Annotated in this window: 13 protein-coding genes and 1 pseudogene; 8 read left to right on the top strand and 6 right to left on the bottom strand. The window is 40.2% G+C overall.

Translation table 11 applies throughout. From position 1 onward, the window contains the following. Positions 1 to 119: 119 nt before the first annotated feature. On the bottom strand, positions 120 to 902 hold the full coding sequence (locus tag MSHOH_RS14825; RefSeq protein WP_239450995.1) for a hypothetical protein: 783 nt from the start codon (positions 900 to 902) through the stop codon (positions 120 to 122). Between the two features lie 250 nt (positions 903 to 1,152). On the opposite strand from MSHOH_RS14825, the gene MSHOH_RS14820 reads away from it, so the two are divergent. Further along, positions 1,153 to 1,782: a CatA-like O-acetyltransferase gene (locus MSHOH_RS14820; RefSeq protein WP_048140773.1), complete on the top strand. Its 630-nt coding sequence runs from the start codon at positions 1,153 to 1,155 to the stop codon at positions 1,780 to 1,782. Positions 1,783 to 2,021: 239 nt separating this feature from the next. On the opposite strand, the gene MSHOH_RS14815 is transcribed toward MSHOH_RS14820, so the two are convergent. The 3 genes from MSHOH_RS14815 to MSHOH_RS14805 form a co-directional block, all read right to left on the bottom strand. After that, positions 2,022 to 3,959, bottom strand: coding sequence for a heavy metal translocating P-type ATPase (locus MSHOH_RS14815; protein WP_048143522.1), 1,938 nt, complete (start codon positions 3,957 to 3,959; stop codon positions 2,022 to 2,024). A 741-nt stretch (positions 3,960 to 4,700) separates the two neighbouring features. Further along, the gene (locus tag MSHOH_RS14810) at positions 4,701 to 5,069 is read right to left on the bottom strand and encodes a DUF2283 domain-containing protein (RefSeq protein WP_048140771.1); all 369 of its coding nucleotides are present in this window, start codon (positions 5,067 to 5,069) and stop codon (positions 4,701 to 4,703) included. Between the two features lie 95 nt (positions 5,070 to 5,164). Next, positions 5,165 to 5,464, bottom strand: a complete 300-nt coding sequence (locus tag MSHOH_RS14805; RefSeq protein ID WP_162197588.1) for a hypothetical protein — start codon at positions 5,462 to 5,464, stop codon at positions 5,165 to 5,167. A gap of 174 nt (positions 5,465 to 5,638) precedes the next feature. Between MSHOH_RS14805 and rsgA the strand changes: the two genes are divergently transcribed. The 3 genes from rsgA (at position 5,639) to MSHOH_RS14785 (ending at position 9,966) form a co-directional block, all read left to right on the top strand. Next, the gene (gene rsgA / locus MSHOH_RS14800) at positions 5,639 to 6,748 is read left to right on the top strand and encodes a ribosome small subunit-dependent GTPase A (RefSeq protein ID WP_048140767.1); all 1,110 of its coding nucleotides are present in this window, start codon (positions 5,639 to 5,641) and stop codon (positions 6,746 to 6,748) included. A 193-nt stretch (positions 6,749 to 6,941) separates the two neighbouring features. Further along, complete coding sequence (locus MSHOH_RS14795; protein ID WP_048140765.1) at positions 6,942 to 8,051, top strand: DUF362 domain-containing protein; 1,110 nt, start codon at positions 6,942 to 6,944, stop codon at positions 8,049 to 8,051. Positions 8,052 to 8,448: 397 nt separating this feature from the next. Continuing rightward, positions 8,449 to 9,966, top strand: coding sequence for a Fic family protein (locus MSHOH_RS14785; RefSeq protein ID WP_048140762.1), 1,518 nt, complete (start codon positions 8,449 to 8,451; stop codon positions 9,964 to 9,966). Positions 9,967 to 10,105: 139 nt separating this feature from the next. On the opposite strand, the gene MSHOH_RS14780 is transcribed toward MSHOH_RS14785, so the two are convergent. Beyond that, positions 10,106 to 10,468 (bottom strand): Mth938-like domain-containing protein, encoded by a 363-nt coding sequence (locus tag MSHOH_RS14780; RefSeq protein ID WP_048143521.1) that lies wholly within the window; start codon positions 10,466 to 10,468, stop codon positions 10,106 to 10,108. Positions 10,469 to 10,655: 187 nt separating this feature from the next. Between MSHOH_RS14780 and MSHOH_RS25320 the strand changes: the two genes are divergently transcribed. From MSHOH_RS25320 to MSHOH_RS14765, 4 genes and pseudogenes are all read left to right on the top strand, one after another. Continuing rightward, positions 10,656 to 11,015 (top strand): hypothetical protein, encoded by a 360-nt coding sequence (locus MSHOH_RS25320; protein WP_239450994.1) that lies wholly within the window; start codon positions 10,656 to 10,658, stop codon positions 11,013 to 11,015. Further along, a complete protein-coding gene (locus MSHOH_RS25315; protein ID WP_239450993.1) occupies positions 11,009 to 11,359 on the top strand; it encodes a radical SAM protein in 351 nt (116 codons plus the stop codon). The genes MSHOH_RS25320 and MSHOH_RS25315 overlap by 7 nt, the downstream gene beginning before the upstream one ends. 427 nt (positions 11,360 to 11,786) lie before the next feature. Beyond that, a pseudogene (locus MSHOH_RS14770) lies at positions 11,787 to 12,575 on the top strand (ATP-binding protein); the annotation flags it as partial. Positions 12,576 to 12,851: 276 nt separating this feature from the next. Next, complete coding sequence (locus MSHOH_RS14765; protein ID WP_048140757.1) at positions 12,852 to 13,037, top strand: hypothetical protein; 186 nt, start codon at positions 12,852 to 12,854, stop codon at positions 13,035 to 13,037. A 206-nt stretch (positions 13,038 to 13,243) separates the two neighbouring features. Here MSHOH_RS14765 and MSHOH_RS14760 read toward each other — a convergent pair whose 3' ends face one another. Continuing rightward, positions 13,244 to 13,558, bottom strand: a complete 315-nt coding sequence (locus tag MSHOH_RS14760; protein WP_239450992.1) for an Hsp20/alpha crystallin family protein — start codon at positions 13,556 to 13,558, stop codon at positions 13,244 to 13,246. Positions 13,559 to 13,734 lie beyond the last annotated feature (176 nt).

Here is a 13,734-nt window from a genome sequence, read left to right as displayed (position 1 = left end):
AGGATTAAAGAAACCTAAAGATAGGAGATTTCGATCTTAGCCAGACAGCCTGGAAGACTATTTCAGCCCGGATAAGGATATAGAAACCTATCTATCCAAATTCATCGAATAAAAATAAGTTAGAAATATGTTTCAATTGTGGCATTCTTTTTAAATTCGCCAGATTCGGCAACAACAACGTCCAATTTATTTTTATAAGTGCCTTTCTCTCCATCGCGTTCAGTAACATCTGGATAGACTTCAAGGCTAATATCAAATTTTATGGCCTTACTGTTGATATTATCACTCATTTCAATATAAGTTTCATATGTGATTACTCGGGACATTAATCGAAAGTATTGATAATCTTCTTCTACTAATGATGCTTCACTTGCAATCGGATATAAAATAGGACTGTTTTCATTAATAGGGTCTTCATTGTTCATCTGTTCCAATACCACAATCTTTGAGAAGGAAATATCTGCAAGAACAGATTCGTTTGTCCTAAATTCTAGCATAGGACCATGTTTGATATTTACAATAGAAGTCGTCCAGTTTCCATTGAGTGATTTATTGTCGAGTGACTCAGTAGTATTTTCAAAATATATTCCTCTTATGTACTTCTCTGGCGTGTGGAAAACATGCTCTTGTAGGAGACTTTTGAAAAAAGATGGTTCTTCCTGAGAAGGTGTGATTGCAAAAACTCCTTCTTTTGTTGCAGGAATTGGAACTAAAATTTTGGTTGTTCCCAATACTTCAGTTCCTGAAAGGCCACTTATTTTAACCGTATATTCGTAATGTGGTCTTAATTCGTCAGCCCTCCAGTCTCTTAGATTTATCTCAACAACGTATAGTCCACTTAATGCTATCAATAAGAATATTAAAAATAAATAAGTGATTATTTTTTTCACTGTTTCATCCATAGTCACACTTGGATAATATTAACATTAATAGCTTAAATCCGTAGCTCTTCTAAAGCTCATGAAAGGCTTTTCTTTTTCCTTCGGCTTATCCTTCTGTTTTGAGTTTGATTTCTTACAGACCCTCCAGAGCGCTTCCACGGAAAAACCGCTTAAGGAAACGGTAATTTATGAGATCCATAGCAAAAAATAGGTCGTGAAACTAAAAAGGAAATATATTATAATGTAGATTATATTGAGCGAAGGTGTAAATTTGGGAAACAAGTACCAGATAATAGATTTTGAAATATGGAAGAGAAAAGAGTATTGTCAAATATACAGGAGTGCGGTGCAGCCTCAATATTGTGTGAGTTTTGAACTTGATGTGACGAATTTTAAAAAGCACGTTAAAGAGAATAACTGGCCGTTTACGATGGCGTTTATATTTGCTGTTACGAAATGCGCAAATGAAGTCGAAGAGTTTCGGTATCGTTTTCTTGATGGTGAAGTTGTGTTATATGAGTCCATTGATACCTCATTTACATATCTGGATAAAGAAACGGAATTATTTAAGGTAGTAAATGTACCCATGCAGGATACGATTGAGAAGTTTGTACAACTGGCAACCTTAACAGCGGAAAATCAAAAAGAACATTTTACAGGCCCTGTAGAAAACGATGTATATCAATTCTCTGCCCTGCCATGGATGACATTTACGCATATTTCGCATACGGATTTCGGAAACAGGGAAAAAGCTCAACCCATATTTGATTGGGGAAAATATCATGAAAATGAAGGCAGATTGATGATGCCGTTTGCAGTCCAGGTTCATCATGCATTTGTTGATGGTATTCATATTGGCAAACTTGCGGATAAGTTGCAGAGATACCTGGATGAAGTGTAGATTATAAGTGTAATGGGAGGGCCGGCAGTTCACTAATTTTTACTTTTCTTAAAGTTATGTCTTCACAATGCACAGGTTTATTACAGTAAAACCTGTGCATGTTAGGGAATTTTTTAATTCTATCTTTTAATTCTTATCCTGAAGAGGCAAAAAAATGTCGTCTTTTTTAGAAATCCGATATTGTGGAAATCACCTGGAAAGATTTACAAAAAATATATTTAGGAACTTTTCGCTCATTCTCAATCTTCAGGTTTATACGTAATCAGCCTTGCAGAGTTCATTATCACTGGAATCGATGATAGTTCATGCAATAATGCTCCTGTTACTGGTGTTAGTATTCCCGGTATAGTCAATATAACTGCCATTGAGAGTATACTAAGCGAGAAAGCAACGTTTTGCCAGATAGTATTTATGGCTTTCTTAGAGATGCTTATAAGGTATGGAATTTTTAAAAGGTCGTCTGATAATAATCCGACTTCTGCTGTCTCTATTGCCACATCTGTTCCTGTAAGTCCCATTGCTACCCCTACATCAGCAGTGACAAGTGCCGGACCATCATTAACGCCGTCGCCGACGAAGATTACTTTATGACCTCCCAACTGTAGACGTTTTACAATTTCGACCTTTTCTTGAGGCATTACTTCGGCATAAACCTCATTTATATCTAGACTTTTAGCTATCCTTTCCGCTACAGCTTTGCTGTCGCCAGTCACCATTATTGTCTTTATTCCGAGTTTGTGGAGATTCTCTATAGATTTTTTTGACTCAGGCCTGATTTTATCCTCAAATGCTAACAATCCGGCAACTTCGTTCTCAATCCCTATCATGACTACATTACGACCCTGTTGAGACTGCTCTTTAATTATTTTTTCAATTTCATCTGAGTATGAAATGTTTAACCCGAACAGTTGTTTAGGGCGGCCTACAAAGATATTCTTTCCACTGGTTTTAACTCTAATTCCCATCCCTGATATGGATTCAAATGACTCCGGGTCCGGGATTGATAGTCCTTTCTCTTCTGCAGCTTTGACAATAGCTTTTCCAAATGGATGCTCACTGAATTTTTCTGCAATAGCAGCTAATAGTAATAAGTTTTCATCACTGTTATTTTTTAATGCTGTGATACTGGCAAGTTTTGGCTCACCGTAAGTAAGTGTTCCGGTTTTATCAAAAATAACTGTGTCGATTTTTGCCATAGACTCTATAGTAGCTCCTTTTTTAATGAGATTGCCTTTTAACGCCGCATTACCAACCGAAGCTACCAATGCTGTAGGAGTAGCAAGTACCATTACGCACGGACAGAATACAATTAGCATGGTTATTGCTCGCATCATGTCACCACTCCACCACCAGAGCAAGCCACCTAAAACAATTGCAGTAGGCGTGTAAATTTTAGCATGCCGATTCAAAAGCCGTTCTACGTTTGGTTTCTGTGTCTGAGCTTCTTCAATTAAACGGTGGATTTGCCCAAGGGCCGTTTCATTTCCAACTTTTGTTGCCAGTATTTCCATTGCGCCCGTTTCGTTAAGAGTCCCTGCAAAAACCGTATCTCCAGATTGTTTATCGACAGGCAGGCTTTCTCCGGTAATGGCAGCCTGATTTACCGAGGCAGTACCTGAAAGGACAGTTCCGTCAACAGCGATACGTTCTCCGGACTTGACCAGAATTATATCTCCTACCTGAACATCTTCAAGAGGCACTGAAATGTCATGCCCATCGCGCCTAACAGTGACTCTATCGGGTAACAGTTTCGCCAGTGATTCAAGTGCTTTTCCTGCTCTCGCTGAGACCAGCTCCTCCAGCATGCCGCCGAGAAGTAAAAGCACGGCTACGACAGCAGCAGCTGAATATTGCCCAATAGCAATAGCAGCAATTGTTGCGATGGTAACCGGAATATCAGCAGTGAAGTCCCTTTCTTTAATTCCCTGATAGGCAGACCACCATATAAATGAAGATCCTGTCAATGCCGATAATAGATATAACCAGTTACCTTCACCTGTATTATTGCCATCTGACAGCATGTTTTGGGGATAAACCGCTATTGCTATTATAAGCAAAACACCGCTTGCTACAGTAAATAACGTTCCAGGGTCCAGTAAAAAATCCTTGTAGCGAATAACCACATTGCGAAGGTTACCCAAAAAATTCTTTGTATGAAGAGAAGTGTTTTTTGTCATAGTATCTACCCAATAAAAACTAAATTTTAAGATATTAAAAGCTATAAAAATTAATAACATAAAACCGTTATGGTTTAACACTAAGTATGAAAATTACCTTTAATTATAACAAGAAAACTTGCGCTGGCACACCCACAGTGAGTTAGTGGGTATATGACTGTAAAAAATACAGGCTCTGTAGAAATTCTCTAGATTCTCTTTTTTACCAAAAAAATCTATAAAAATAAGATTGTAAAAATGCCCTTTATTTTTGTCCCCACAAAAAATGAGGAGCAATCTCTATTGTCATCAAACAAGTTATTAAGGCCCTGTAGAAAACGATGTATATCAATTCTCTGTCCTGCCGTGGATAGCATTTACACATATTTCGCACAAGTACTTTGGAAACAGGGAAAAAGCGCAACCCATAATTGATTGGGGAAAATATCATGAAAAAGAAGGCAAATTTATGATGCCTTTTGCAGCTAGGTTCATCATGCATTTGTTGATGGTATTCATATTGGCAAACTTGCGGATAAGCTGCAGAGATACCTGGATGAAGTGTAGATTATAAGCATAGTGGGAGGACCAGTAGTTCACTAATACTCCAGCAGAAGCATGTGGGATTGAGTTAAAGGGAGAAAACAAGTGAATCACGTTGATTCAAAATGCAAATGTGAAGGCAAAATGAGTTAAATTTTTATTAAAAGAATCGCACAACGATTAATAAAAAAGCAAAAATAGAGATCAGGGATTCTATTTTTAACTAACCATAGCTGTTTGCCCAGTTTGCAAATTTACGTCATTGACTCCATACGAAACACTTACTTTTTCAACTTTAGTGTTTCTGAGTTTAACAAATGCTTTTATTGTTACTTTTATCTCGGTTTCTGAAACGTCGATAGTGGCATTAAAGCCTTCAATTCCTTTCATTACAATTTTTGAAACATTAAAATTTTTAGAGGCGTCAAGTAATTCTATACCAATGGGAGTTCCATCTTCCCCCAGATCTAGTATCAAATTCCCCATATCTATCGAAGTATGGTATTGTAGATTTTTATCACGGAAAAAGAAAGTATCCGTTTCGAAATCATATCTCCATAGATCGATATTTTTTTTACCTTCTGGCATTATTACCCCGTCTCCTTTTTGCTTCTTGTTGGTGAACAGTTATTATAGAAATCTTATCTGGGTTAAGACTTTTACGAGATACTACTATGATCAAATCATATTTTTCCAAGTACAGCTCCCAGAGCCATTCCAAGAGCAGAGCCGAGAGCAACTCCCAGGGCTATATTGTCCATCAGGATACCAATTATCAAACCTAATGACATGCCAAGGGCGAGTCCAGAGCTCATTGCATCCTCTTTTTCATTTTCCATGTTTTTCCCTTCCTTTTTTCCATGTTCACTCATGTATTTACCAGTTTTATCTGCCTTTTTTCCTCTGCGGAAGGAAATAAGATAAACAGTTATAGTGGTGACAATTAAAGTTACAGCTATCAATAAAAGTGCCAATCTGGTCATTACTCTGGATTTGTTACTTTAATATAAAAATAGTTTGTAATTGCGGGATTTTCTTGGCGGGGTGAGCTTTTACAGCCGTAAAAGAAGAGCTAGAAGAGCTTTTCAGGTTTAATCGAAATTATAACGGTTGAAGTATCAAAAGACTTATCCATGTCAAACCGATAGTTACATTTCATGAATGACCACTGCGAAGCGGCATGTTCAGGCAATACTTCGGTTAACAGTCTTACCGATAAAATTCCAGGATGGAATGAGGAGCTTGAACTGGCTTTTTCTGCCTACAAAGGTCCTTACGTTCCCGGAAGAATCTCTTCAAGGCACAAAACAGTCTGCGATGTTCTCATTCCTGGAACTGTCGTACAGGCAGGAATTTCCGGTGCACTCCAGAAAATCGGGAAGCAGCCGGTTGTAGGGGATTTTGTCGTTTTGCTTGACCAGCCCGAGACTGGTTCACGCATGGTTGTGAACATCCTGCCCAGGAGAACCTGCCTTTCAAGAGGAGCAGCAGGAGACGGAGGCGGGGAACAGATAATTGCTGCAAACCTTGATACTATTTTTATCGTGACTTCCGTTGGTAAGGATCTCAACCTTCGAAGGCTTGAAAGGTATCTCGCAATTGTATACTCTTCCGGGGCAAGACCTGTGATTTTACTTAACAAAATCGACCTTGAGGATAACCCAACCCAGGTGGTAGAAAAAATTCAGTCGATTGCAGGGATCGTGCCGGTTGTTCCGTTAAGCGCTCTTTCAAAAACCGGGCTTGATGCACTCAGTCCTTACCTGAAACCGGGGGAAACAGTTGCACTCGTAGGTTCCTCTGGTGTCGGAAAATCCACGCTTATCAACTCTCTTCTTGGTGAGACTGTCCAGAAAACTGGGGGTATCAGAGAAGACGATGAAAAAGGTAGGCACACAACTACAGTCCGTCAGATGTTCCCTCTTCCAAACGGAGCGGTTCTTGTAGACAACCCAGGGATCAGGGAAATCCAGCTCGGAGACTCTGCCGAAGGGCTTGAGAAAGCTTTTTCCGAGATTGTTGACGCAGCCCGCAATTGCAAGTTTAAAGACTGCACTCACCGGGACGAGCCGGGCTGTGCTGTACTTAAGGCGGTTGAGGATGGGCTTATTTCTGAGGAAAGGCTTGCCAGCTATCACAGGTTAACCGAAGAGCTAATATTCCAGACGAAAAAAGCTGAAATCGGGCTGAAGAGGCTTGAAAAGGAAAGATACAAACAAATAGCAGTGGACATAAAAAAGTATAAGAAATTTACGGGAAAGCAGTGAAGTTAAACATTTTTTGCCAATCATCCTGAATCTCATTTTTACCTGTACAGTCCTGACATGCTGAATACCTCCTCTCGAGGAGTAGTATTATCCTTCGCCTAACAGCGTAACACCTAAAAACGAAAAAGACTTTCTTGACTGCATAGAACGGGTAAAGAATAGAATCTGATTTCTTTTAAAGGGAGGTACTTGAATGGCAAGTAAAGTCTATTTCGCAGACCTGAGGGCAAAAAATCCTCACGAAAGTAAGATTAGCAAGATCCAGAAGCTTTTTGACGAGGCGGGTTTTGTCGAACTGCTTGGAGCAGAAGACCTGACCGCTATCAAGATCCATTTTGGGGAATACGGGAACGACGGCTATATCAACCCTGTTTTTGTCCGGCAGGTGGTGGATAAAGTAAGGACAGCCGGAGCGAAACCATTTATCACTGACACAAATACCCTCTATTCAGGGAGCCGGCATAATGCAGTTGACCACCTGACAACAGCCATAGAACATGGTTTTGATTATTCTGTCGTCCGGGCTCCGCTTATAATTTCTGATGGGCTCAGGAGCCAGAACATATCAGAGGTTGAGATCAATCAAAATCACTTCAAGTCCGTAAAGATAGGGTCTGATATCGTTGCTGCGGATTCGATGATTGTAATGTCCCACTTCAAAGGGCACATTGTTGCAGGTTTCGGAGGGTCTATAAAGAACCTTGCAATGGGATGTGCACCTGCTGCCGGAAAGAAGGATCAGCACTTCCCTACAAGTCCGCAGGTCAATGAAGAATTGTGCATAGGCTGCGGGAAGTGTGTCGAAATCTGTCCAACAGGAGCAGCCGCCCTTGAAGGTGAACTATCAAGAATTGAAGTTGAAGCCTGCGTAAGCTGCGGGCAATGCATGGAAGTCTGTCCGGCAGGTGCCATTGATATAGACTGGGAACATGACATCCCGATTTTTCTTGAGTACATGACAGAATATGCACGTGGGGCAGTAAAAGGAAAAGAGGGCAGAGTAGGCTACATCAATTTCCTGCTTAAAATCACGCCTGACTGCGACTGTGTGCCCTGGAGCGATGCCCCTATTGTTCCTGATATAGGCATTCTAGCTTCAAAAGACCCTGTTGCCCTCGACCAGGCAAGCTATGACCTTGTAAACAGGCAGAAAGGGCTTGTGGGCTCTGCTCTTCAGTGCAACCATGAGACAGGAGCTGACAAGTTCAAAGGGACATGGCCCAGAGTTGACGGCACCCACCAGCTTGAGTACGCTAAGAAAATCGGGCTTGGGAGCAGGGAATATGAGCTAATTGAGATTTGAGCGGAAAGCTTCCAGGCCTCCACTTTATCAAAATTTAATGTAAATTCTTTAACATTCGTTTACGAATTGAAGGTACTTAAGTTGAACATTTTTTTCAACTTATCCTTTTTTGCAAATGTTTTTTTACTATTACGTAGAATATTGAACAAAATTTTAATTTCCTGAATGTTTTTTTGATCAGGACTGATTTCCTGAACAAAATTTCCATAATCAGTTGAGATTTTAAGTTTTCTCTGCAAAAATCTTCTCTTCAATCAAAACTCAAAAATCTACTCTGCAATCAAAAAAGAACAGAGGCATCTAAAATCTCTAATTCTAAAAACGTGCAGCTGCTGATAAAGGTCAAAAGAACTCAACAAAGATAAAAAGATATTAAAATGGAATTCCCGGAGTTAAAATGCCTGCTGAAAGAGATGAAGAACATCTTTTGAAAGTCGGATACACTTACCTGATTGAATTTTACGACCTTGAGGTTTTCCCCCACTACTGTAAATCTTTTATTTCGGAAAAAGGCCCAAGGAGAACTGAAGAAAGGGATGGAACTGTCTGGAATATCTTTCCTTCAGGTTATTTCCCCGGGGAATCAACCGGAGAGCAGCTTGAGTTTGCCCTGAAGTATGAAGGAGTAAATCTCCAGGTCCTTGCTTTCCTGTTTGAAAAAGTTGATCCCGATGAGATTTGTGAGTTTGTTAAGAAAAAACCTTCAGGGAAATATACACGGAAAATCTGGTTTTTATATGAGTTCCTGACCGAAAAAAAGCTACCCCTTGAAGACTTAAAAGCGGTAAGGTATGTAGACCTGCTGGAAGAGGAAACTTACTATACAGCTGATAGGGTTTCGAGCAAGAGGCATAGAGTTTACAATAACCTTCCGGGAAATAAGGAGTTCTGTCCTCTTGTGCGAAAAACCAATCTTTTGAATAATTTCGAAGCTGAGGGCCTGGACAGGCGCTGTAAATCCCTTCTAAAAGAATATCCTGAACCTATGCTCAGGAGAGCCCTATCTTACTTTTATACAAAGGAAACAAAATCATCTTTCGATATAGAACACTCCAAGCCTGACCAGAAACGCAGTATTCGTTTTATAGAACTTTTGAAACTGGCAGGTCAAAAGGATTTCTGCAACAGGGATTCCCTGATAGAGCTCCAGAAAACGGTAATAGAACCAAGGTTTGCAGGTGACGATTACCGAATGACCCAGAACTATGTCGGAGAAAGCATAGGAAGGTACCAGGAAATTGTGCACTTCATTCCCCCTTCACCCGATGATCTTCCAGATCTCATGGAAGGGCTCCTGAGGACCTGTAAACGCATTCTCTCTTCGGAAATCCATCCTGTAGTTTCAGCAGCAGTAGTTTCTTTTGGTTTTGTTTTCCTTCACCCTTTTGAAGATGGGAATGGCAGAGTGCATCGTTTTCTAATTCATCATGTCCTTGGACAAACCGGTTTTACCCCCAGAGGTGTGATTTTTCCGGTTTCGGCAACGATGCTCAAAAACCTTGACAGGTATGATGAGACCCTTGAACTGTTTTCAAAGCCCCTTTTACATTTCGTAGAGTATACCCTTGATGAGGAAAAAAGAATTACCGCACAGGGAAACCATGCAAACTACTACCGTTACATTGACATGACACTGTTTACAGAATATCTTTTCGCCACAATTCTTGACACTATTGACTCGGAAATGGAAGCAGAATTAGAGTACTTGAGAAATTATGACCGTGCCAGGTTCGTAATCAGGGAAATCGTTGACATGCCAGACCGCCTGCTGGACGTTTTTATAACTATCAGCCTCCAGAACAGGGGCAAACTCTCAGGAAAAAAGCGCAAGTCTATATTTTCCATGCTCACGGATGAAGAGATTGAAAAAATGGAAAACTGCATGCAGAAGATTTTTGGATATAAAAATGCCTGACAAAAATGATAAAGGATGATAAAAACTGATAAAACACAATAAAACCTGAATAAAGCACAATAAAATATGAGAAAGCACAATAAAACATAAGAAAGCTATGAAATCCTGAAGAAATCCTGATGAGAAGAAAATCCAGAATTCAGCAGGTCACGTGAAACATTGCGATGGTACTGCCCTTGCTTTTGTTCCAGATTTTTATTGCTTTCGGGGTTGGAAGAAGTTTGACCTTACATTCTTTTTTCTCAAAATATTCCCTGGCTTTCTTTGAGAGCTCCACATAACCTGTCTGCCCGGTTCCCAGGATTAGCCTATCTGCTCCTTTTTCATAGATGTATTTAGCTTCGGCAAGAGAGATTTTATGAGACGTCCCGTAGAGTTTTTTCGAAAGCTTTTTTCTGCGTTTTTCTACGTTCCCGTTCAGTCGGATAAGAATGTCGTGCTCGAAGGGCTCCCCTTTGACCGTTATAGAACCAAAATTTGTGGAATTAATTTTTGGTTTCATGTTTCCTCCTTTCAAAACAAAAGACCTTCTCTAGTGTAGAGAAAAACCTCCGCAGGAAGAGAATGTTGCAGTCAATATTGTTTATGAGACCACAGGCTTATTACCCTTCAGGAAACTAATGAACAGAGGATAACATTGTCATACCTGTTTCCATAATCTCATGGCCCAAAAAAGAGGATTTTGTATAATGATTCATGAAGCCATGTTTTATGAAAAGCTTGCTGAAAGCGAGGTGAAATGCAGCCTCTGTGCCCATAGGTGCAGGATCAAACCCGGAAAACGGGGCATCTGTGGGATAAGGGAGAATTGCGAAAGGTTGCTTTTCTCCCTTGTCTACGGAGAAGTCGCACGCGAAGCTGTGGCGAATATAGAACAGAAGCCCCTTTACCACTATTATCCGGGATCCACGGCGTACTCGGTAGGGACCATAGGCTGCAACTTCGGGTGCAGGCACTGCCAGAACTGGATACTTTCCAGGGCAGTTCCTGAGGATGCTTCTCTGGGAACCCTCAGCCCTCCCAGATTGTCAGGCAGGCTAAAATGGTAGGCTGCCAGTCGGTTTCCTGGACTTACAACGAGCCCACGGTCTGGTATGAGTATACTTACAACGGGGCAAAATTTGGAAAGGAAGCAGGTCTCGGGACAAGCTATGTAACTAACGGTTACATCACTCCTGAAGCCCTTGAGCAGATCGCACCTTATCTTGACGCCTTCAGCGTGGACATTAAGAGTTTTTCCGAAGCATTCCACCGGGAAATTTGCGGGGCAAAACTGGTTTCCGTACTTGAGGCATGTCTGCTTGCAAAGCAGCTCGGTGTCCATGTGGAGGTTGTAAACCTGATAACATTGGGGAGATTCAAGTATAATTTAATTCTATTCTATACAGTGTGAATTAAAAGTTGTGTGAATTGAAAGACAGTCTTCCGGGATTAAGAAAAGTATCTCCATGCCAGCAGACATTTTTTTTCAGTACATTGCTTCTCTTAACTGCGGAACTGGATGTCGGCTGTTTTTATCTATTTGTTGAATTCTTCTCTGACTGACAGGTCGGCTAAGGCCCGGTGCAGTACAGAATAAGAGAAACAAAAATTCTACTGAACTCCGGAAGAAATCAAATAATTAATTAAGGACGACCATTTTTAAGAAATGTATTATTTCGAAAGTTTTATCAATCTTGAATCTTTTTCTTATTTGAGCGTAAAAACTAAAAAAATATTAAGAATAAATGCTAATTAATTTATTTAAAGTTTTAATTGATGCTCAGTTACCTGGCTAAAACATGCGGAATTGAAAAGCTTCTTCATTTACCGAAAAAAAACAGGTCTTGAAAAGAGGTGTGAAAATGAAAGTTCTTGTATGTGGAAAAGGTGGAAGCGGCAAGAGTACGATTACTGCCCTGCTTGCTAAGGCAATGGCAAGAAAAGGATACAATGTACTTGTCGTGGACAGCGATGAGTCGAATTTCGGGCTGCACAGACAGCTTGGTGTTGAAATGCCTGAAGATTTCACGAATTACCTGGGAGGAAAAAAAGCCCTTGGAGAAAAGATGATGAAGGCATTTCAGAAAGGAGAAGTTGCAAGCATTTTTGACGAGAAATGGGGAATACCCGAAATTCCTGAGGCTTATACGGTAAAGAACGGGAACATAAAAATGATGGCTGTAGGGAAAATCCATGATTTCGGGGAAGGCTGTGCCTGTCCTATGGGTGCGCTTGCCAAACACCTGCTGAAAAACATAGAAACCACATCTGAAGACCTGGTGCTTGTGGACACCGAAGCTGGAATCGAGCACTTCGGAAGAGGGGTTGAAGAGGGTTGCGACCTTGTACTGATGGTACTTGACCCGTCTTATGAGTCCATACGGCTTTCAGAAAAAATAAGACAGCTTGCAGAAAAAGCCGGAAAACCCCTGTACTTTATTCTTAACCGTGCGGATAAAATCGGGACTCATTTTATGCTGGAAACCGTAGACAAAACTCACGTCCTGACTTCAGTACCATCGGATATGGAAATTTTCCGGGCAGGGTTTGCAGGAGAGGAGCTGAACGTGGAACTTCCCGAAATAGAATCCGTTGCTGACTTCCTTGTTTCCGGGGATTGGGCCTAAAAACTGGCTTATGTCCCCCAGAGCTCGAACCGTGTATTCCGACAAATCCCGTACGTTGTACCTTTGAGGCAGCTTGGAATCGCCTGAGTTGTCTGGCATTTTGAGCTTGTCGGGAAGTGTCGTGTTACTTCTGGTTTGACCTGAACCGGGTTATGTTCTGAAAATCAAGTTTAGTTGACTTAATCTCAAATCTATTTTTTAAAAAGCTACATATAGAAGATTCCTCCAGTTAATATATGATATAATATTACCCAATTTTACTGGAGATGACTGAAAGTGACCATCTGGGAATACGATGTTAAAGAGATCAGGTTCAGTGAGTGGTCAAAGGCAAAAGAAGACCTTAACAACCTTGGAGTTGAAGGCTGGGAACTGATTAAGTTTTCAAACGAGATCGATGAAAACGGCATGATCACAGCTGTCTTTAAAAGACCTGTTGACTATGTTGATGCAGCCTTCTAAAACTCTTTTTTTAATTTACATTTCTTGTTTTCATCATTTCTTGCTTTTTATTACTTCCCATTTTTAATGGTTTCCTGTTTTCAATAGATATAGCGTAAAAAGTATTGATATCCTTTAAAGTTTTACAAGCTTCTCGATTCCTTATTTTCGTTTGCTATCTGTTTGCTATCTATTCTTCAGAAGGAGTTTGCCATGCAATCGTTATCTTAATCTATTTTCACATCTACTAATTTTTCTAAAGTCTGTTGATACGGTACTGTGACTTTAAGCACACCGTTTGAGTATTTAGCAGCTGCCTTTTCAGGATTTACAGGACAGCAGATTGAATAACTGTCCAGATAGTCAACTCCCTCTTTACTGGCCTTTACATAAAAGCTATTTTCGTCCATTTTGAAAGAAATATCTTTCTTTTCGATTCCTGGAAGAATTACCTCAATTAGAAGGTTTTCAAATTTGTCGTCTGGATATGCGCTGATTACCGGTGATAATCTCAAAACGTCTGCCATAATATTTACCCTCACATATTATTACCAATTAATCGATTTATATATTTCTTTTTGATTGAATAATCTTTTAATGTCAAAATATGATTAATGCGACGAAAAATAACCAAGTTTCTTACAAATTGTATTTCCCATCCAGATACGAATTTATCTTCATATCTATTCTGGATACCATTTTTAGACAGTACTGTTCT

It is taken from the genome of Methanosarcina horonobensis HB-1 = JCM 15518, assembly GCF_000970285.1.
Classification (GTDB): domain Archaea; phylum Halobacteriota; class Methanosarcinia; order Methanosarcinales; family Methanosarcinaceae; genus Methanosarcina; species Methanosarcina horonobensis.
The sequence above is the reverse complement of the archived record's forward strand: the minus strand, read 5'-3'. Positions and strand labels throughout refer to the sequence as shown.

Coding starts and splice junctions, on each gene's coding strand:
- MSHOH_RS14825 (WP_239450995.1), bottom strand. CDS start 902: ATGGATGAAACAGTGAAAAAAATAATCACTTATTTATTTTTAATATTC.
- MSHOH_RS14815 (WP_048143522.1), bottom strand. CDS start 3,959: ATGACAAAAAACACTTCTCTTCATACAAAGAATTTTTTGGGTAACCTT.
- MSHOH_RS14810 (WP_048140771.1), bottom strand. CDS start 5,069: ATGCCAGAAGGTAAAAAAAATATCGATCTATGGAGATATGATTTCGAA.
- MSHOH_RS14805 (WP_162197588.1), bottom strand. CDS start 5,464: ATGACCAGATTGGCACTTTTATTGATAGCTGTAACTTTAATTGTCACC.
- rsgA (WP_048140767.1), top strand. CDS start 5,639: ATGAATGACCACTGCGAAGCGGCATGTTCAGGCAATACTTCGGTTAAC.
- MSHOH_RS14795 (WP_048140765.1), top strand. CDS start 6,942: ATGGCAAGTAAAGTCTATTTCGCAGACCTGAGGGCAAAAAATCCTCAC.
- MSHOH_RS14785 (WP_048140762.1), top strand. CDS start 8,449: ATGCCTGCTGAAAGAGATGAAGAACATCTTTTGAAAGTCGGATACACT.
- MSHOH_RS14780 (WP_048143521.1), bottom strand. CDS start 10,468: ATGAAACCAAAAATTAATTCCACAAATTTTGGTTCTATAACGGTCAAA.
- MSHOH_RS25320 (WP_239450994.1), top strand. CDS start 10,656: ATGATTCATGAAGCCATGTTTTATGAAAAGCTTGCTGAAAGCGAGGTG.
- MSHOH_RS25315 (WP_239450993.1), top strand. CDS start 11,009: ATGGTAGGCTGCCAGTCGGTTTCCTGGACTTACAACGAGCCCACGGTC.